Raw genomic sequence first — 20,845 nt, forward strand, 5'->3', positions numbered from 1 at the left:
ATTATGGAAGAATTATTATGTGAAAAGTCCTACTATTGTAAACAAATAGCAGGACTAAAATATAGTTGTAAATCTATTTTAGGATTAAGTGTAAATATGTAAACTTTTTTCAGGACGAGACAGCTTTGTGTTCACGAGCGAGACGCTCGCGCTACCGTATGAATACATATAAACTTAAAACCCTCGATTTTTTAAAATCGAGGGTTTTTCATTTATTATAATATTATCAAAACCTTACTCCACATCCAAATAAGGATTTAAAATCTCGGCTAATTCATTGAGCCAATAAAAGCTGTTTTCTAATTTGATAATTTCTTGTTGAAGTGTTTCATCTTCTCGAATAACTCCTAAAGCGAGAATATAATTTACTTGTCTTAGTGCTTTTGCCATACTTTCTGGCTCAATTGTGTTGTTGAAAAAATCTGTAAGCCTTGTTTGGGCTTCTTTTGAAAGGGTGTTTGTACTCATAATGTTGTAGTTTTAGAGGTAAAAAACCCTTGTAAATTAGTGGTTCTAGCACCTACAACAGCGCTTGCGGTCGTTTCCGATACCGCGCACATTAATACAAGGGCAAATGTTATTTCGTTCTTAATGTTGTAGTTTAAGAGTTGTAAATATAGTAAAAACAACAACTAAAAAGTAAGAAAAATAATATATTTATTATTGCTTAATAAACGAGCTACAAACACAGTAAATATCTCTGCGTGGTAAATATAAAGCGTTATTTTGAGAAAAGATAAACTTAGCCAGACTTTAGGCAGTTTGTCATTTCGACCAAAGGGAGAAATCACACTTGTAACCCAGCTCTCCGAAGTCTTCTCGAAACGTAAAATTTTGCTGTGCGAAGTCTCCCGACTTCGTACTCGTTCCAATATTAAATAACTGTATTTGCAATCGTTGTCGCTATGAAGTCTGGAGACTTCGCAGAGCGGTTACTCGATGCAATCGGGCACCAGAAGAAAATATAGATTTACTACGCACTATTTCGCTAATCAATTAGGATAAAATGAATATTATAATCTGATTGAAAAATATTTTTCTTAAATTAGAGAAACAATTAAATTCAAAAAACATGAATCCATCAAAAATAATAGGAATAATTCTAATCGTTATTAGTCTCGGTGTGGGATATATAGGTGTCAACAAAATAGCTGATAATACGAAAGAAATCAATTTATTAGGACTAAAAATTAATGCGTCAAACGAATCCGGTAAACAACAGGGATACCTTTATTTAGGACTGGGCGTCATTTTACTTGTGGGCGGAATTTACACTGTCAACAAATCAAATTAAATTGCTGTAAATAGGGATTGTAAATATTGAATGTGGGCATTGCTGCGTAACTATTTCTTGTGAATTAATTTTATATCAAAACTTCTTATGAAACGTACAGCCCTAGCCCTGATGGGAGGGAAAATCCTTTTGTGCCGGTCCCGATAGCTATCGGGAGGCACAAAAGATTACTTCACTTAATTTTATTTTATTTCGGAGTTCAGTGAACTTCGTTTGGAAGGACAGCAGGAAATAGCTCCTTATCCTTCTCCCAAAGCCTCGGGATCGCTCAGGATAACAATTATGTAGAAGAGAAACCTCTGTCCCTCTGCCACTTTGAACCTTTGTCCCTTTTTTAAAACTTATTTCAGGACAAATTCATTTTCTTTTAAGGTATTTAGCACTTCAGAGATAATTTTAGAGCGGTTTTCGGCCTTGTTGGTTGTGGTGCCGGTTTGAACCCAATAGCGAATGTTGAGTTGGGCGACTCCGGCGGTAACATCTGTAATTATGGCCGAATCGTTATGTTCTTTGTCGGTTACATCGTCGTTACGTTCCAGAACTTCTTTTACGAGTGCGATGGCACGGCTATAGTCAGATCCAAATTCGAGTCCTACTGTAAAAGTCTGGAGCAGAAATCCGGCGCTGTTATAATTGATCAGCGTATTTTTTATTAAAAGTGCGTTTGGGATATAAATGATTTTCGAATCGCTTTTGACTTCGGTATCACGCAGGTTGAGGTTGATGACTTCGCCTTTTACGCCATTACTTTCGATAATATCACCAATAGAAAACGGTCGTTTGAAAGCGAGCAGAATTCCGGCAAGAAAATTTTCGCCAATATCCTTAAGCGCAAAACCAATTACAAAAGCCGAGATTCCGGCACCGGCAAGCATACTTTGTGCGATTCCGTCAAGACCTATAATTTTGAACATGATCAAAACGCCAATAATAATAAGGACAGATTTTATGAGTCGCGCAATAAAAGTAGCCAGAAGCCTGTCGTGCATTCTAACTTTGAGTCGGTTTCCGGCAAAAATCCCTACTCGTGTTGCAATAAACCAGGAGACGAGAATAACGGCAACGGCAAGAATAAATTTTGGTGTAAGATCGACAATGCTGTAATAATAAGTTTCTACGTGTTTAAAGACGTCTTGCAGAAAATTTTCCATAATTTTAAAAGGCGTAAAATGTATATTTTTAAAAGTAGGGATTTTGCAATTGGCGCGTTTTACAGAATTAGGCTTTAATTTTATAAAATATGAGTTAAGCAGTTACATAAATTGCCAATTTGTATCATTTTGCGATGGTATATATTTATATTTGTTGTCTCAGTTTTGAGGGAATATTTTTTTAAAACGCACCATTTACATGTTGACCCAATCTCAGTTAGAGCAATTCGCCGGCACGCTCGAAGGCACACTTTTATACGACGATCTTCATAAAACGCTTTATTCGACAGATGCTTCTGTATACCGGATAAAACCCAAAGCGGTTGCCGTGCCTAAAACGATCGAAGATATTAGTAAAATAATCAGGTTTGCGGCGCAGCATCATATTTCGATAACACCAAGAACGGCGGGAACTTCACTTGCCGGACAAACAGTTGGTGACGGAATTGTGGTCGATGTTTCGAAAAACTTTACCAAAATCCTGAATTTCGATCCTATAAAAAAAACGGTTACGGTCCAGCCCGGCGTAATTCGCGATGAACTCAATTTATTCCTGAAACCTAACGGCGTATTTTTTGGACCTAATACATCGACAACAAATCGTTGTATGATTGGGGGAATGGTGGGGAATAATTCCTCCGGAACAACTTCAATCCGTTATGGTGTTACGCGCGATAAAATTGTAGAAATAAAAGGAATTTTAAGCGACGGTTCTCAAGTGGTTTTTAACGAACTGACTTCGGCAGAATTTATCGAGAAAACCAAAGGCAATTCTTTAGAAAATAAAATATACAAAAGTCTTTACGACGAACTCTCAGTAAAAGCAACGCAGGACGAAATCATAAAAGAGTTTCCTAAACCTGAAATTCACAGACGAAATACAGGTTATGCGGTTGATATTTTATTAAAATCGGATTTGTTTGGCGGAACAGAACCTACTATTAACGTGGGGAAATTACTTTGCGGAAGCGAAGGAACGCTGGTTTTTACTACCGAAATCACTTTGAAAGTGGACGATTTACCGCCAGCGAATAATATTATGGTCGTGGCGCATTATCATAGCATTCAGGAATCGCTGGAATCTGTGGTAATAGCAATGAAACATCATTTGTATACTTGCGAAATGATCGATGATACGATTTTGGATTGTACGAAAACGAGCCGAGAACACATTAAAAACAGATTCTTTTTGGTAGGAGAACCCAAAGCGATTATGATGTTTGAAGTCGCTTCGAATGATCCCGAAGATGCCGAAAACCAAGCAAATGCTTTGGTGGCTGATTTAGAGAAAAACAACTTTGGTTATGCACTTGTAAAAATTTACGGAGCGGATATCGAGAAAGTAAATGAACTTAGAAAAGCCGGTCTCGGACTTTTAGGAAGTATCGTTGGCGACGACAAAGCTGCCGATTCTATAGAAGACACTGCGGTAGAATTGAGCGATTTACCAGCTTATATTGCAGAGTTTTCAGCCATGATGCTGCGTCACGGGCAAGGAGCGATTTATTATGCACATGCCGGAGCGGGAGAACTGCATTTGCGTCCGGTTTTGAATTTGAAGAAAACATCTGATTTAAAATTATTCAGGACCATTGCAACCGATGTGGCAATTTTGGTAAAAAAATACAGAGGTTCGTTAAGCGGTGAACACGGCGACGGAATTGTGCGCGGAGAATTTATTCCGTTTATGATTGGCGAAACAAATTATGAATTGCTGAAAAGAATCAAATTGGCATTTGACCCGAATTCTGTTTTGAATATCGGTAAGATTGTTAATGCTTTAAAAATGGACGAAAACCATCGTGTTATTTCAGGAAGAGTAGAACCGGATATTAAAACGTTTCAGGATTTCTCAGACAGTTTAGGAATTTTGCGTGCCGCCGAAAAATGCAATGGATCCGGAGATTGCAGAAAATTACCATCGGCAGGAGGCGCAATGTGCCCGAGTTATCGTGCAACCAAAAATGAAAAGGAAACAACGCGTGCGAGAGCAAATGCGTTACGTGAATATTTGACCTATTCTGAGAAAGAAAATAAATTTGACCAGAAAGAACTTTACGAAGTTTTTGAATTGTGTGTGAGCTGTAAAGCCTGCGCCAGCGAATGTCCGAGTAATGTAGATGTTGCAACGCTTAAAGCAGAATTTTTATACCAATACCAAAAAGCAAACGGCTTCTCGACCCGAAATAAGATTTTTGCCCACAACGCAAAACTGAATAAAATGGGAAGTTTGTTTCCTGCGATTACGAATTTTATTTCGAATCAGTCGCTGGTGAAAAAAAGTATGGGAATTGCACCCGAAAGACAAGTTCCGCTTTTGGCAAAACGCACATTCAAAAAGTGGTATGAAAATCATAAACCACAACAAAACGATTTCCCAAACGGACAAGTATATTTGTTCAATGACGAATTCACGAATTATTACGATGTAAATATCGGCATCGATGCTTTCGAATTATTGACCAAATTAGGTTACGAAGTTTTAATCGTAAATCACGAAGAAAGCGGTAGAACCTATTTATCGAAAGGATTTCTGGAAGAAGCGAAGAAAATTGCGAATATCAATGTAAATATTTTCAAAGATCTAATTTCTGCGAAAGCGCCATTAATAGGGATCGAACCATCGGCAATTTTGACTTTTAGAGACGAATATTTGCGTCTTGCAGATGATAAAGAAGCGGCTGAAAAAGTAGCTCAAAGTGCCTTCACGATTGAAGAATTCTTTAAAAAGGAAATCATCGACGGAAAAATAAAACCGGATTCATTCTCTGAAGAAAAGAAAGAAATCAAGATACACGGACATTGTCATCAAAAATCATTGAGTTCTGTTGAAGCGACTTTCGCAATGCTAAATTTACCAACCAATAATACGGTTACGATTTACAACTCTGGTTGTTGCGGAATGGCAGGATCTTTTGGCTACGAAAAAGAGCATTATCAGGTAAGCATGCAAATGGGCGAAGATACGTTATTCCCAAAAGTGCGTGCAACGGCTCAAAACGTAGAAATCGCCGCTGCAGGAACCAGCTGCCGCCATCAAATTTATGACGGAACGAGTAGAGAAGCGCAACATCCGGTAAGTATTTTAAAGAATTGTTTGCTTTGAGAGATGGCACGCGGATGACACGGATTCACTTCGTGAAAACGCGGATGAACGCGGATTTTTTTTTGTTTCGTGCAGATTTCACAGATTTAATTTAGATTTTTATTAAAATTAATCTGTGCGCATCAGCTTAAATCATTTTAAATCTGCGTGAAAAAATAATTCGGGAAAATTCGAGAAATTCGTGGCGAAAAAAACTTTGTGTCTCAGAGTCTTCGTGGCACAAAAAATAAATCCGCGCAAACCAGTTAAATCTGTAAAATCCGTGGCCAAAAAATATTCACATAAAACAAAATCGTTTTATATATTTGAAATCAGGATAATTTTTGCATTATTTGCAAAATAAAACCATAAAGACCGAAAAATATTAATTTATAAAGCAAACTCATATATGGCATTATCAGGTTTATTCCGAAAAAAAACGGTACAAGATATTCTGAAGCAAGTTGCAAAAAACGAAGCAGATGGTCATAATGCATTAGGAAAACATTTAACGACCAAAGATTTAACGGCCTTCGGGATTGCTGCTATTGTAGGAGCAGGAATTTTTAGTACCATCGGGAAAGCCAGTGCAGATGGTGGTCCGGCTGTAATTTTCTTATTTTTATTTACTGCATTAGCCTGTAGTTTTGCTGCTTTTGCTTATGCCGAATTTGCCTCAATGGTTCCGGTTTCAGGAAGTGCCTATACTTATTCATACGTAGCTTTTGGAGAATTAATCGCCTGGATAATTGGTTGGGCTTTAATCATGGAATATGCTGTTGGGAATATAACGGTCGCCATATCGTGGAGTGATTACTTTACAGGACTGCTCCAGAGCGGCGGAATTCATCTCCCGCAATGGATCCAGATGGATTATCTAACCGCTTCAAACGGATTTAAAGATGCCACAGCTTTAATGCAGGGCGGAAAATCATTCGAAAATTTAAGTGCTTCTTTGCAAGTTGCTTATACTGCCTGGACAACAGCGCCAACAATTGGATCTTTCCATTTCGTAGCAGATTTGCCGGCATTGTTTATCATTGTTTTAATTACCGCATTAGTTTACAGAGGAATGAAAGAGTCCCGTAATGCGAGTAACTTAATGGTTATTGTAAAACTTTGTATTGTACTTTTAGTAATTGCCGTTGGTGTGTTTTATGTGGATACTGCCAATTGGGATCCGTTTGCACCAAATGGAGTTAGCGGAGTTTTAAAAGGAGTTTCGGCTGTTTTCTTTGCCTATATTGGTTTTGATGCAATCTCTACAACTGCTGAAGAATGTAAAAATCCGCAACGTGATTTACCACGAGGTATGATGTGGGCGATTATCATTTGTACTATTTTATATATTGCCATTGCCTTGGTTTTAACCGGAATGGTGCGTTATAACGAATTAAATGTGGGAGATCCTCTGGCGTTTGTATTCGATAAATTAAACCTTAAATGGATGTCGGGAATTATTGCCGTAAGTGCTGTAATTGCAATGGCAAGTGTTCTTTTGGTTTTCCAGATGGGACAGCCTCGTATCTGGATGAGTATGAGCCGTGATGGTCTCTTGCCAAAGAAATTTTCTACCGTTCACCCAAAATTCAAAACACCATCATTCGCAACAATCGTAACCGGTTTTGTGGTGGCAGTTCCTGCCTTGTTTCTAAATCTGACTATGGTGACGGATTTATGCAGTATTGGTACTTTATTTGCCTTTGTATTGGTTTGTGCAGGAGTTTTGGTTTTACAAAACAAACCTGAAATTCCAAGAGGAAAATTTAAAACACCTTATATCAATTCAAAATTTATATTACCAGTTTTAATGATTGCAGGCTTGTATTATGCTTTTGCTTTCAACAATAAAGCTACAATGGCTTTCATTAACAATGATGCACAAACAAATGATGCAACAACTATAATTACCTCTTTAGACAAAGAACAATCTGCTAAAGTTTTCAATTATTTAGAAAGCATTGATGTACATAATAAAACTGCTGAAACTGCCGATTTAGAACATTTATTGAGCCAATATCAAGACGACGATGCAAAATATGCTGAGGTTGTAAAAGGTTTGCCAATCAATGATTCATTAAAATACGAATCAGGTTTCAGTTTATTCAAACACAAAATCCCAATGTGGATATTTTTATTCGTTTTAGTTGGATTGGCGGTTTGGGCATTCAGAAAAAACCTGTCTTTAATTCCGCTTTTAGGATTAATCTGCTGCCTTTACATGATGGCTGAACTTAGCGTTTGGAACTGGATTTACTTCACAATCTGGTTGTTAATTGGATTGTTTATTTACTTTACGTATAGTAGAAAAAACAGTAAACTGAATTTTCCTTCAGAAGCGTAGATAATTTATAATTATTAATTGTGAATTATTAATTATAAATGAAAAAGCCGTTTTGAAATAATCTTCAAAACGGCTTTTTTTGTTTTGTGATTTCTCTCCCGAAGCTTCTGGATCGAAATGACAAATTGTGCCTATTATTCAAGTAAAAAATCGCCACGAATTCACGAATTAATTGTTATAAAATTCGTGAATTCGTGGCGAAAACAAATGATATCTAAACCCCAGTTAAACCTCGTGAGCCATAGCCTGAAGAATCCCCAATTCTACCATGCAGGCTTTCATCATTTGGTAAGTACGTTCGATATCATTATCCAATCCAATTGAGAATCTGATTAAACCATCTGTCAATCCCATTTCGTGTTGTTCTTCTAACGGAATCTCGCTCGAAGTCGAAGTTCCCGGTGCACTAAACAATGTTTTATAAAATCCTAAACTAACTGCCAGATATCCTAAATTTCTTTCTTGCATCAACTCCATTAATTCATTGGCTTTAGCCAAAGTTCCAACATCGATTGTCATCATTCCGCCAAAACCATATTCCGGATTAATCATCGTTTTATACAATTCGTGACTTGGATGGCTTTTTAATCCGGGATAAACCGTTTTAAGACCGTCTTTCTCGAATTTATCCGCCAAAACATGCGCATTATGACTGTGTTGCTTGATTCGGATATGTAGTGTACGTAGATTTTTCATTACCGAAGCAGAACGCAAACTGTCCATTGTTGGTCCTAAAAGCATACTTGCTCCCGAGTTTACATTTTTCAAAGCATTGATAAATTCTTTCGAGGCACAAGTCACGCCGCCAACCGTATCGCTGCTTCCGTTAATGTATTTTGTTAAACTATGAATCACGATATCAGCGCCTAATTTTGCCGGAGAAACTGATAATGGCGAGAACGTATTATCAACCACCAATTTTAACTTATACTTTTTAGCAATTTTAGCCAAACCGGCAATATCAGCAACCTCCAATAACGGATTACTTACTGTTTCACAATATAAAACTTTCGTGTTTGGTGTTATGGCAGCTTCAACAACATCTAGTTTTGTAATGTCTACAAAGCTTGTTTCGATCCCAAATCTTGGCGTGAAGTTTTTCAAGAAAGCATAAGTTCCACCATAAATTGTTCTGCTTGAAACAATGTGGTCACCTGCGCCACACAATTGTAAGAGAGTAGGCGTAATCGCTCCCATTCCTGATGCCGAAACATTTGCAGTTTCTGTTCCTTCCATCGCTGCAAGGGCCTGATCCAGATACAAATTACTGGGCGAAGAATGGCGCGAGTACAAATAACAGCCTTCCATATTTCCTTCAAAAGTATCGAACATCGTTTTGGCCGATAGGAACGTATAAGTTGATGAATCAGAAATCGAAGGATTTACTCCTCCAAATTCTCCAAAGTACTGTAAATCCTGAATTTTGTCTGCTGGGTTAAAGTTTTTCATATAGTTATTTTTTGTTTTGTTTCAAGTTTCAGGTTTCAAGTTCCAACAACCTGAATCTTTAAACCTGAATTATTTTTTTTAGAAGCTATTTCCTGCTATTCGCTTCAAGTCCTCATAAAAAATGCAAAGTTTCTAATGTTCAAAAAAGAGCTTCCGTTGGTCGCTTTTTAGAACAAGAAACTTTTGCCCTTTTTACTCCGGGCTTTCCACTTCTATCAGGGCTATGAAATTCGTTTTCAAAAGAAATTCAAATCAAAATAACGCTTATTAAGAAAATTAATCAACAGTATAATGTTTAATTAGATTTTAAAACTATTAAAGTGATTTATAAAAGTTTATTTATCTAAATTTGATTTATAAAACCTAAATAAATAGATTTTCTTTCATTTTAATAAACCAACAACCACAAACCAAAAACTAAAATGACTCTAGACGCCACCGATAAAAAACTATTAGTTTTGCTTCAAACCGACAGTAAAAAGACAACTAAAGAATTGTCTTTAAAACTCAATCTCTCTGTAACCGCAGTTTACGAACGCATCAAAAAGTTAGAGCGCGAAGGCATAATCAAAAACTACGTAGCATTAGTCGATAAAATCAAAATCGATAAAGGATTTGTCGTTTTCTGTCATTTAAAACTTATTCAGCACACCAAAGAATTCCTGACCAAATTCGAAAGCGAAGTCATTAAACTCAACGAAGTCTTAGAATGTCATCACGTGAGCGGAGATTACGATTATATCCTTAAAGTTCTGGTAAAAGACATGGAAGAATACAGAGAATTTCTAGTTACAAAACTTACTTCGCTGCAACATATTGGGAGTACACAAAGCATGTTTATGATTAGTGAAGTAAAGAATTCAACAGTGATTTTTTAAGGTTCAAAGGCTCAGAGCGACAAAGACACAAAGGTTTTCCGTAGAGACGCACAGCAGTGCGTCTAACACACGATGAGTTTCTGGATTTTAAAATAATCTCGCAAAGTCGCAGAGTCGCAAAGTTTTTTCGTCATTTTTGTTATTTTGAGGAACGAAGGATTTCCGTAATTAAATCTATAAAGATTGGCAACATTCTGTGTGGAGCTTCTTGTGGAGATACTTCGTTTCTCAGAGGAAAAAATTGTGTGTAAACTTTACGGAAACCTTCTTTCATAATCTTCAAATCAAAAAACTTTGCGACTCTGCGTCTTTGCGAGATTAAAATAAACGTAGCAAACATTCAAAAAAAATGTGGCTTTCCGAGATTAAAAAAGCAAACCTTGCAGTTAAATTCGCAATTAAAAAAGCTTTGTGCCTTTGTGTTTTCGTGGCAAACCCCTTCACCTAAATTTCACACAAAAAACATTGAGATTTAAACTTTAAACAAAACTTTATTCCTTAATTTTGTATCGCTAAAAATAAATAGACAAACTATGAGTTCATTTGACGTAGTCATTATAGGTTCAGGTCCTGGCGGATATGTATCAGCAATTCGTTGCGCACAATTAGGTTTCAAAACAGCAATTGTAGAAAAGTATAACTCTCTTGGCGGAACCTGCCTTAACGTAGGTTGTATTCCTTCAAAAGCATTATTATCTTCTTCTCATCATTATGCCGAAATTGCTCATTTTGCAGATCACGGAATCGAAGTTTCCGGAGATGTAAAAATCAATTTAGAGAAAATGATTGCCCGTAAACAAGCAGTTGTAGATCAAACCGTAGGTGGAATCAACTACTTAATGGATAAAAATAAAATTACTGTTTTTAATGGTTTAGGTTCTTTCGTAGACGCAACACATATTGCAGTTGCAAAAGCTGACGGAACATCGGAAACTATCGAAACTAAATATGCTGTAATCGCTACAGGTTCAAAACCATCTTCTTTGCCTTTCATCAAAATTGATAAAGAAAGAATCATCACTTCTACTGAAGCTTTGGCTTTAAAAGAAGTTCCAAAACACTTGGTAATTATTGGTGGTGGAGTTATCGGGATTGAGCTTGGACAAGTTTACCTACGTTTAGGAGCGCAGGTTTCTGTAGTTGAATTCATGGACAGAATTATTCCAGGAATGGATAGTTCATTGTCTAAAGAATTGACTAAAGTATTGAAAAAACAAGGAATGAAATTCTACGTTTCTCACAAAGTAAAATCAGTAGAAAGAAACGGCGATGCAGTTGTTGTTCAGGCTGAAAATGCAAAAGGAGAAACGATCACTCTTGAAGGAGATTATTCATTGGTTTCTGTTGGTCGTCGTCCTTACACAGACGGGTTAAACGCTGACAAAGCAGGAGTTAAAATCTCAGACAGAGGGCAAGTAGAAGTAAACGATCATTTACAAACAAATGTTCCAAATATCTATGCAATTGGTGATGTTGTTCGTGGAGCAATGTTGGCTCACAAAGCAGAAGAAGAAGGAACAATGGTTGCTGAAATCTTAGCAGGTCAAAAACCACATATCGATTATAACTTAATTCCTGGTGTAGTTTACACTTGGCCAGAAGTTGCTGCAGTTGGACAAACCGAAGAGCAAGTAAAAGCCTTTGGAACTGAATATAAAGTAGGAAGCTTCCCTTTCAAAGCTTTAGGTCGTGCAAGAGCAAGTGGAGATCTTGACGGATTCGTAAAAATCATCGCTGATGCAAAAACAGATGAGGTTTTAGGAGTTCACATGATTGGTGCACGTACAGCTGATTTAATTGCAGAAGCAGTTACAGCAATGGAATTTAAAGCATCTGCTGAAGATATTTCAAGAATGAGCCATGCGCACCCAACTTTTGCTGAAGCAGTAAAAGAAGCAGCATTAGCCGCTACAGATAATAGAGCGTTACACGTATAATTTACGTTAAGTATATTTTTAAAAACCGCCAATCTTGAGATTTCAGGATTGGCGTTTTTTTTGTTTCCCTATTTCTATGATAAAAACCTCTCTTTTTTAGGAGCTAATCCCGCTCCCGATCCCGAAGCTTCGGGACGGGACGTTCCAATCTTTTCTGTCCACCGCGGCGGACACAAAAGGATTTCCACTTCTATCGGGGCTAGGACAATCATTTTCATAACAATATTTTCGACTAATTTGTCAATTTCGACGAAGGAAAAGTCTCAGTAAATAAATGCGCAACCTAAGCTCAATCTTTGCCGAGCTTCTTGCGAAGATTTCTCCTTCGCCGAAATGACAAGATTAGGTTTAGCCTTATCGTTTTTATATCTCGTAGAGATTATATATTGGTAGAAAAAATAGCATTCACCATATTGTTTGTCTCGTAGAGACTACATATTTATAGTAGATAAAATATTTTATTCATTAGATAGATTATTAAAATCTAAAAAAGCTCCAGAGGAGCTAAATATGTATAGCGTAATTTATTGTCGTCGACCTAAAGCTCCAGCGGAGCGACATATATATCGATTATAAATATGTCGCTCCGCTGGAGCTTGGAATCTTTGCGGCAATGCTTTGCTATAAATATTTAGCTCCTCTGGAGCTTTTTATATCTAATACAATTTAGCTTAAAGGCAATTCAATAAAGATTTTAATAGTTAGAAAATATAAAATCAAATAAAAATTTTGTAAATTTAATCTGCATTTCTCAAATTATCTTTACAAGTCTAAAAGATAATATTATGAAAAATAGATATATAGCTCCCGTTTTGATTGGAGCAGGAGTAGCTCTTGCACTTTATTCCTGTGGAGCAACAATTCCGGAAAAAGCTAAAGCAGTTACTAATTTTGACAAATCAAAATATTTAGGAAAATGGTACGAAATTGCCAGACTGGATTTTAAATACGAAAAAGGTCTCAACAACGTCACAGCCGAATATTCTCTAAACGATAACGGAACGATTAAGGTAGATAATAAGGGCTACAATGTCAAAAAAGACAAATGGGAAGAGAGCATAGGAAAAGCCAAATTCGTCAAAAAAGATGATGTTGGTATGCTTAAGGTCTCATTTTTTGGTCCTTTTTATGCCGGATATAATGTAATTGCAATTGATGATAATTACAAATATGCTCTTGTTGCAGGTGAAAACTTAAAATACATGTGGATACTTTCCAGAGAAACTACCATTACTGAAAGTATAAAAGCCAATTATCTTATAAAAGCACAGGAAATTGGTTATAATGTTTCAGATTTGGTTTGGACAGAACACAACAAAGCAAATTAATAAAGATTGTTAAACGTTGATTTTTATTAAATAAGAAACCCGATAGGTCTTAAACTTATCGGGTTTGTTATTATTTATAAAATGAAATAGATTATCTGGTGAAAACACTTTTATAATTATCCCAATATCTGTAAATCAAAAATAAGTTAGCCAGAAACAGCAATGCTGCAATTGGTAAACCTTGAGGAGCCAGAAAATAATTGATAAACAAAATGTTTACCGTAATTGGCAATATCAAAATATTTGCCAATGTTACATAACGTCCCGTTACAAATGCAATTCCGCAAAGCAATTCTATTGATTTTGCTAAAGGCATTAAATAGGTTGAGGCTATTAAACCAACATTAAAAGCTTTAAAATTCCCTGTTGTTTCCGGTTCCGGCATTAGATGAAAAAAATAACTTATAGAAGCAAAAAGCAACAATAGACCAATTAAAACACGGACAATAATGGTAGCAATTTTCATAATACTAGATTTAATAAGGTTAAAAAATATAAATTTATTTGCTGATAAACATTTTAAATCTGAATTCTCTAATAAAGTGAAAATATGTTTTTAATGTTATTTTATTAAGAATTCCGTAAGCAATACAACTGTATATTGAGTTTAATTTAATGCTATATCAAATATAACGATTTTTTCCTTATGAAATTGTTGTTTTATTAACACTTTTCTTGTTTTTTTCTATTGCTGAATATCGTATTAAGCAAACTTATTTTATACTCTCATTTATCAGTCTGACCATTAATTTATTTAAATGTTCAACCTGATAATTTCCTACTGATGCCACAAGATGATCGTTGCCAATACCACTGTCATTAGTTATAAAAACATAAGTTCCATTGGTTGCAATTGCCATATAACGCATTAAAAATTCAGTTTCTTTATCTATTCCGCTGGCAGTTATGGGGATTATTCTGATTCCTTTTTTACTTGCAGTTGCTATTAAATCATGAATTTCTGAGATAATTTCATCATCATAGTGCGGCGGAGCATCTAATATTAAAAATAATATTCTTGAAGTAGCGTCTTCAGACCATTCTAAATCATTGATTGATTTGTCTAAAGCTGTTTCAACTGCTTCCGGGAAATCTCCTCCATCTTCAGCAGATTGGTCTTTTATAAAATCGACTGTTTCATCAATATCATTTGAAAAGTCAGATATTTTTGTAACATAATCTTCGCCTTTATCCCTGTAAAAAACCGCACCCATATTTACTGCAACGCCTTGGTTTTTATTTTTTACTTTAGAAATAACATCTGTCAATTCTTCTTTTAAATATTCTAATTCATCTCCCATAGATCCTGTTGCATCAACCATAAAGGCAATATCAATTTTCTTTTCGGTATTTTTTGCATTATAATTTTGCAAAACTAATCTGTTGACTTTTTTATCAGTATAAGTTTGAATGTTTTTGAATATCTCATTCCCAATTTTAATTTTGAAGTTTTGCTGATCAGATTGGTTTTCATTCTTTAAATGAGGCCAAAATTCGGCATTACCTTTATTATTTGTTCTGGACGACCAAACGATTTCATTTTGAGAGTTGATTAATGAAACCGGTACATCTGTTAAGTTTTCCGAATCATATTTTACATTTACAGAAACCCTGTCGTTCAGGCGATATTTCCAGTAATTGCTCATTTCTGCAAATTCAGAATTTGCATTCAATGATTCCCAAAATGCCCAATTGCTTAAATCATTCCATTCGCCTGCGGTAATTTGCCCAGCTTGTGTTTGCTGTTGTGTTTCGGTTTCAGAGTAACTGTCTCCTGAAGATGCTGTTTCAGCACGATCTTCTGTAGCTGTAATTGAAGTTTCTGAGGCTGCTTCAGCAGATGTCGAATCTGCTTTTTTGCAGGAAAATAAGAATGTGGTCATTACCACGGCGATTAAGCCTAATTTTGCAATTGTTTTCATAAAGGTTTTAAAATTTAATTGATAAAAGATGTTTTTGGTTTTATTAATTATGATTTTGTGTTAAAAAGATGTTTTTGCAATAACTCATAATTCCGTGTACTAAAAAGTGTGCCAATAATTTTTGAGTATTAATTTATTGAAGGATTTTTTTTGTCGTAATTTTGAAATCTAAAAATTACTTTTTTGAGAGTTTCCATTCATAAACATATTTCAAATCCAGAGCACTTTAAACAACAACTTTTAAGCTGGTCGCAGCAATTTCGCGAGATTATTTTTTTGGATAGCAATTCGTATCCGCAAGAATATTCCAGTTTTGATTGTGTGTTGGCTGTGGATGCTTTTACTTCGCTAAAAACCGATTTTCACAATGCTTTTGATGATCTGAAACAATATCAGCAAACCACTAAAGACTGGCTTTTTGGCTATCTTTCATATGATTTAAAAAATGATACAGAGCAATTAAAATCTTCTAATTTTGATGGTTTAAATTTTCCGGATTTATTTTTCTTTCAACCAAAAAAAATAATTTCATTAAAAGGAAATGAGCTCGAAATGCAGTATTTATTATTGTGTGATGATGAGGTTGAAGATGATTTTAATGAGATAGTCGAAAGTCAAAAGTCGAAAGTCGAAAGTGCTCCATCTTTAAAAATTGAGCAAAGAATTTCAAAAGATTTATATATAGAAAAAGTAACGAAAATGCTCGATCATATTCATAAAGGTGATATGTATGAAGCGAATTTTTGTATGGAGTTTTATGCAGAAAATGCAATTATAAATCCACTTGAGAAATTTCAGAAACTAAATAAAATTTCACAGGCACCGTTTTCAGTTTTCTTTAAAAATCACAAGCAATTTTTGCTTTCAGCTTCGCCGGAAAGATATCTTAAAAGAGTAGGAGAGACTTTGATTTCTCAACCTATAAAAGGAACTTCAAAACGATTTTTAGACCCAATTGAAGATGAAAAATCAAGACAATTTTTAGAATCCGATTCAAAAGAACGTGCCGAAAATATCATGATTACAGATTTGGTTCGGAATGATTTGTCGCATACAGCACAAAAAGGTTCTGTTGAGGTTGTAGAGCTTTGTAAAATTTATTCGTTTTTGCAGGTTCACCAAATGATTTCTACTATAACTTCAAAAATAGATCCGCAATATTCGCCAATCGATGTTTTACGAACCACTTTCCCAATGGGAAGCATGACTGGTGCACCAAAGATTTCGGTTATGAATATTATTGAAAATCTGGAAGAAACCAAACGCGGTTTGTATAGCGGATCAATTGGTTATTTTACACCGGATGGCGACTTTGATTTTAATGTAGTAATTAGAAGTATTTTATATAATCAGGAAAATAAATACGTTTCGTTTTCAGTAGGAAGTGCCATTACAGCACAATCAATCCCTGAAAACGAATACGAAGAATGTTTGTTGAAAGCGAAAGCAATGCACGAAGTTTTGCAATAAGTTTTAAAAGCCAGCCACAGATTAAAGGATTAAAGTGATTTTGTTTCACGCAGATTTAAAAAGATTTAAGCAGATTTTATTAAAATTAATTCGCGCTAATTTGTATAATTCGTGGCAAAAAATGATTAAAGAATCTGTGTAAATCTTTTTAATCTGTGGCAGAAAAATAGATCTGCTAAATCTGCGTGAAAAAATAATTCGTGCCAAAAAATATCACGCTTAACAATTCATTTAAAAATAGATCGAATTTAATTTTTTACTTTTATCGAATGTTTTCAAAATTTCAAAATCACATCATATCGAGATTTCCATTTTTGGAAAATAAAAAACTATTTCTGGCTATTAGCGGAGGATTGGATAGTATGGTTTTATTGCATTTACTTAAGCAATTGCCATATGAAATTGCTGTTTTACATTGCAATTTCCAGCTTCGCGGATTAGAAAGTTTTGGAGATCAGAGTTTCATTCAGGACTATTGCGATCAAAATAATATTGTTGTTTTTACAACACAATTTGATACGGAGGCTTTTGCCAAAGATTATAAATTGTCAACACAAGTTGCAGCACGTGAATTGCGTTACAGCTGGTTTTATGAACTTTTAGAACAAGAGAATTTCGATTATATTCTAACCGCACATCACGCCGATGATAATCTGGAAACTTTTATTATCAACTTAACCCGCGGAACAGGATTAGAAGGATTAACGGGGATTCCGGAACAAAACGATCGAATTATTCGTCCACTTTTGCCTTTTTCAAGAGATGAAATCCTGAAATATGCTCAGGAAAATAATATAGAATGGCGAGAAGACAGTAGTAATGCATCTAATAAATATCTTCGAAATAAGATTCGCCATGATTTGGTTCCAATGCTGAAAGAAATCAATCCTAATTTTTTGAATGCTTTCCAGAAAACACAATCGTATTTGCAGGAATCGCAGGAAATGGTTGAAGATGCCTCGATTATGATTTATCAGCAAGTGGCAAAAGAAGAAGGCGATGATATTCATTTTGATTTGAATCAGCTTAAAAAATTACCCAATTATAAATCGTATTTGTACCAATGGGTGAATGAATTTGGCTTTTTGGCATGGAACGATATTTATGATTTGGTCGATGGACAATCTGGGAAACAAGTACTTTCAGCTGAGTTTCGCTTACTGAAAAACAGAGATACATTAATATTAAGTCCAATTTCTGAAATATCAGAAAAGGAAGAATTTGAAATTACGGCAAACGATAAAGAAGTTAATTTTCCCTTAAAATTGAAGCTTTGTCAAGTAGACGACATTACAATAGATTCAAATAAAGCTATCTTTGTGGACGCTGAAAAAATCCAGTTTCCTCTTGTTTTACGTAAATGGAATGAAGGGGATGTTTTTCACCCTTTTGGGATGAATGGAAAGTCAAAAAAAGTGAGTAAGCTTTTTAAGGATGAAAAATTATCCCTGATTGAAAAAGAAAAAACATGGCTTTTGTGTTCTGATAATCAGATTGTCTGGATTGTTGGAATCAGACAAGATGAACGTTTTAGAATTGAAAATACCACAAATAAAATACTTAAAATAGAATTACTATAATGAACTCTAATCAATACGATCAAACGATAATGTCAAAAAGTATCTGGAATAAAACCATTGTGCTTTTTCTGTTTTTCTTGTTTGCTTTTGCAAACGGAAATGCACAAATCCTGGAACCGGTAAAATGGACTTCAAAAATTGAAAAGAAATCTGGGAATAACGCCGTTTTAATTTTTGACGGAACAATTGAAAAAGACTGGCATATGTACTCGCAATTTACTCCGGATGGAGGACCTCTTGCGCTGGAAATTGCCTTTAAGAATCAAAAAGGAAATTATAATTTAGTTGGAAAAGCCAAAGAAGGAAAAACCAGAACAGCTTTTAATGATGTTTTTGGTGTCAATGAAACTTTCTTTGAAGGTAAAGCACATATCGAGCAGGAAATTACAATTATAAATCCGAACTTAAAAACGGTAGATGTTGAGTTTGATTTTCAGGTTTGTAAAGAAGTTTGTATCAACTCGAATAAGAAGTTTTCAATTGCGGTTCCTTCCACTTTTAAAATGGATGCCGTTGCAAGTGTAACAGAAGTAAAGAAAGATGAAACTAAAGTTATTGGTTTAGCAGTTGATACTGTAAAACCAACAATTGAAACAGCTAAGGTTGAAACTGCAAAAGATGTTGTTACTGATTCTTCTGCGAAAGAAGATATGTCTGGTCCGGCTCCGGCAAGAAGTTTATGGTCGATCTTTTTTATTGCTTTTATCTCAGGATTTGCAGCATTGTTAACGCCATGTGTTTTCCCGATGATCCCAATGACGGTAAGTTTCTTTACCAAACAAAGTAAAAGCAGGGCAAAAGGAATTAGAAATGCTATTTTTTACGGACTTTCAATTATCGCAATATATGTAGTTTTAGGATTAATTGTAACTAAAATATTTGGTGCAGATGCATTAAATGCTTTGTCTACAGATGTATGGTTTAATTTAATCTTCTTTATAATCTTAATTATTTTTGCTACTTCATTTTTGGGAGCTTTTGAAATTATGCTGCCAAATTCATGGGGAAATAAAGTAGATCAACAAGCAGATCGAGGCGGAATAATCGGAATATTATTCATGGCTTTGGCTCTGGCAATTGTATCCTTTTCTTGTACAGGACCAATTGTAGGGACTTTATTGGTAGAAGCGGCTTCAAACGGAGGAATTGCACCAATTATAGGGATGTTAGGATTTTCTTTGGCTTTGGCTTTGCCATTTATGTTGTTTGCGATGTTTCCGGGTTGGTTGAATTCTTTACCAAAATCTGGAGGATGGTTGAATACGGTAAAAGTTGTTTTAGGATTTTTAGAATTGGCTTTAGCTTTTAAATTTTTATCAAATGCCGATTTAGTTCTTCAGTTACATTTATTAGAAAGAGAAGTTTTTATTGCGATTTGGATTGCCATTTTTGCAGCTTTGACTTTGTATTTATTCGGGAAAATTACTTTGCCACACGATAGTCCGTTACAACATATTTCTGTTGGCAGATTGTATTTAGGATTGCTTACACTTGTGTTTACAGTTTATTTAATTCCAGGACTTTGGGGAGCACCGTTAAAATTAATAAGCGCTTTCCCGCCGCCGCCACAATATAGCGAAAGTCCGTTTGGAGTAGGAGGTTCTGCAAATTCAGCAGGAAGTGCTGAATCTATAAAAGGATTGCCTGACGGTGCTGAATTAGGACCGCACGGTATTATGGTTTTTCATGATTATGAAGATGGTTTAGCGTATGCAAAATCAATCAACAAACCAATTATGCTTGATTTTACTGGTTATGCTTGTGTGAATTGCAGAAAAATGGAAAACAACGTTTGGTCTGAGCCAACGATTTTACCAATCCTGAAAAACGATGTTGTGTTGATTTCGCTTTACGTAGATGATAAACGCGAATTGCCAAAAGAAGAGCAATTTGTAACTAAATCGGGCGATAAAATTATTACTGTTGGTGATAAATGGACAGATTTTATGATCTCAAAATATAAAACGAATACACAGCCATTATACATTATAACAGATTTAGAAGGCAAGAATTTAAACCATACAAAACCAACAATTAGTTATGTAAATGCAGATGAATATTTGCATTGGCTGAAAGAAGGAATTGGGAATTTTAAATAGATGAAAGAGTAAAGAACAAAGAGCAAAGAGAATAGAAGTCTAAAATCTACATTTATATTCTATCGCGAAGCTTCTTAAAAAATATAATAGCAAGGTTGAAGATTAATTCAAACGAAAAAGCACTCTAAGTAATAGACTCAGAGTGCTTTTTTATTTAGTTATTTTTTACAATCTATTTTCTCCTCTTTGTTCTTTACTCTTTGTTCTTTACTCTTTACTCTTTGTTCTTTGTTCTTTACTCTTTGTTCTTTACTCTTTGTTCTTTCTTCTATTCTCTCTTCCTTCTTTCCTCAAAAACTAAATTATAT

The 20,845-nt window shown here is 35.1% G+C and carries 14 protein-coding genes; 9 read left to right on the top strand and 5 right to left on the bottom strand.

Features of this window, described 5'->3' with window-relative positions; genetic code table 11:
* Window positions 1-234 precede the first annotated feature (234 nt).
* Window positions 235-468, bottom strand: coding sequence for a hypothetical protein (locus tag BXU01_RS19860; protein WP_083694910.1), 234 nt, complete (start codon window positions 466-468; stop codon window positions 235-237).
* 604 nt (window positions 469-1,072) lie between these two features.
* Here BXU01_RS19860 and BXU01_RS19865 point away from each other — a divergent pair.
* Complete coding sequence (locus tag BXU01_RS19865) at window positions 1,073-1,294, top strand: hypothetical protein (protein ID WP_083694911.1); 222 nt, start codon at window positions 1,073-1,075, stop codon at window positions 1,292-1,294.
* 341 nt (window positions 1,295-1,635) lie between these two features.
* On the opposite strand, the gene BXU01_RS19870 is transcribed toward BXU01_RS19865, so the two are convergent.
* Window positions 1,636-2,445, bottom strand: a complete 810-nt coding sequence (locus tag BXU01_RS19870; RefSeq protein WP_083694912.1) for a mechanosensitive ion channel family protein — start codon at window positions 2,443-2,445, stop codon at window positions 1,636-1,638.
* Window positions 2,446-2,644: 199 nt separating this feature from the next.
* On the opposite strand from BXU01_RS19870, the gene BXU01_RS19875 reads away from it, so the two are divergent.
* Together BXU01_RS19875 and BXU01_RS19880 are read left to right on the top strand one after the other, a co-directional pair.
* Window positions 2,645-5,551 (top strand): FAD-binding and (Fe-S)-binding domain-containing protein, encoded by a 2,907-nt coding sequence (locus BXU01_RS19875; RefSeq protein WP_083694913.1) that lies wholly within the window; start codon window positions 2,645-2,647, stop codon window positions 5,549-5,551.
* Window positions 5,552-5,939: 388 nt separating this feature from the next.
* Window positions 5,940-7,874 (top strand): amino acid permease, encoded by a 1,935-nt coding sequence (locus BXU01_RS19880; protein ID WP_083694914.1) that lies wholly within the window; start codon window positions 5,940-5,942, stop codon window positions 7,872-7,874.
* Between the two features lie 225 nt (window positions 7,875-8,099).
* Here the strand turns inward: BXU01_RS19880 and BXU01_RS19885 are convergent, their stop codons facing one another.
* A complete protein-coding gene (locus BXU01_RS19885; RefSeq protein ID WP_083694915.1) occupies window positions 8,100-9,323 on the bottom strand; it encodes an aminotransferase class I/II-fold pyridoxal phosphate-dependent enzyme in 1,224 nt (407 codons plus the stop codon).
* A gap of 422 nt (window positions 9,324-9,745) precedes the next feature.
* On the opposite strand from BXU01_RS19885, the gene BXU01_RS19890 reads away from it, so the two are divergent.
* The 3 genes from BXU01_RS19890 (at window position 9,746) to BXU01_RS19905 (ending at window position 13,466) form a co-directional block, all read left to right on the top strand.
* Window positions 9,746-10,201 carry an Lrp/AsnC family transcriptional regulator gene (locus BXU01_RS19890; RefSeq protein WP_083694916.1) on the top strand — a complete coding sequence of 152 codons (456 nt, stop codon included), beginning with the start codon at window positions 9,746-9,748 and terminating at the stop codon, window positions 10,199-10,201.
* Window positions 10,202-10,734: 533 nt separating this feature from the next.
* Window positions 10,735-12,138, top strand: a complete 1,404-nt coding sequence (gene lpdA, locus BXU01_RS19900; RefSeq protein WP_083694918.1) for a dihydrolipoyl dehydrogenase — start codon at window positions 10,735-10,737, stop codon at window positions 12,136-12,138.
* Between the two features lie 785 nt (window positions 12,139-12,923).
* Window positions 12,924-13,466, top strand: coding sequence for a lipocalin family protein (locus BXU01_RS19905; protein ID WP_083694919.1), 543 nt, complete (start codon window positions 12,924-12,926; stop codon window positions 13,464-13,466).
* 91 nt (window positions 13,467-13,557) lie between these two features.
* Here BXU01_RS19905 and BXU01_RS19910 read toward each other — a convergent pair whose 3' ends face one another.
* The gene (locus BXU01_RS19910) at window positions 13,558-13,932 is read right to left on the bottom strand and encodes a DoxX family membrane protein (protein ID WP_083694920.1); all 375 of its coding nucleotides are present in this window, start codon (window positions 13,930-13,932) and stop codon (window positions 13,558-13,560) included.
* Window positions 13,933-14,179: 247 nt separating this feature from the next.
* Complete coding sequence (locus tag BXU01_RS19915) at window positions 14,180-15,388, bottom strand: VWA domain-containing protein (RefSeq protein ID WP_083694921.1); 1,209 nt, start codon at window positions 15,386-15,388, stop codon at window positions 14,180-14,182.
* A 183-nt stretch (window positions 15,389-15,571) separates the two neighbouring features.
* On the opposite strand from BXU01_RS19915, the gene BXU01_RS19920 reads away from it, so the two are divergent.
* The 3 genes from BXU01_RS19920 (at window position 15,572) to BXU01_RS19930 (ending at window position 20,537) form a co-directional block, all read left to right on the top strand.
* Complete coding sequence (locus tag BXU01_RS19920) at window positions 15,572-16,858, top strand: anthranilate synthase component I family protein (protein ID WP_083694922.1); 1,287 nt, start codon at window positions 15,572-15,574, stop codon at window positions 16,856-16,858.
* Window positions 16,859-17,127: 269 nt separating this feature from the next.
* Window positions 17,128-18,438, top strand: coding sequence for a tRNA lysidine(34) synthetase TilS (tilS, locus tag BXU01_RS19925; protein WP_083694923.1), 1,311 nt, complete (start codon window positions 17,128-17,130; stop codon window positions 18,436-18,438).
* Window positions 18,438-20,537, top strand: coding sequence for a thioredoxin family protein (locus BXU01_RS19930; RefSeq protein ID WP_083694924.1), 2,100 nt, complete (start codon window positions 18,438-18,440; stop codon window positions 20,535-20,537). The genes tilS and BXU01_RS19930 overlap by 1 nt, the downstream gene beginning before the upstream one ends.
* Window positions 20,538-20,845 lie beyond the last annotated feature (308 nt).

This window comes from [Flexibacter] sp. ATCC 35103 (genome assembly GCF_001975985.1).
Classification (GTDB): domain Bacteria; phylum Bacteroidota; class Bacteroidia; order Flavobacteriales; family Flavobacteriaceae; genus Flavobacterium.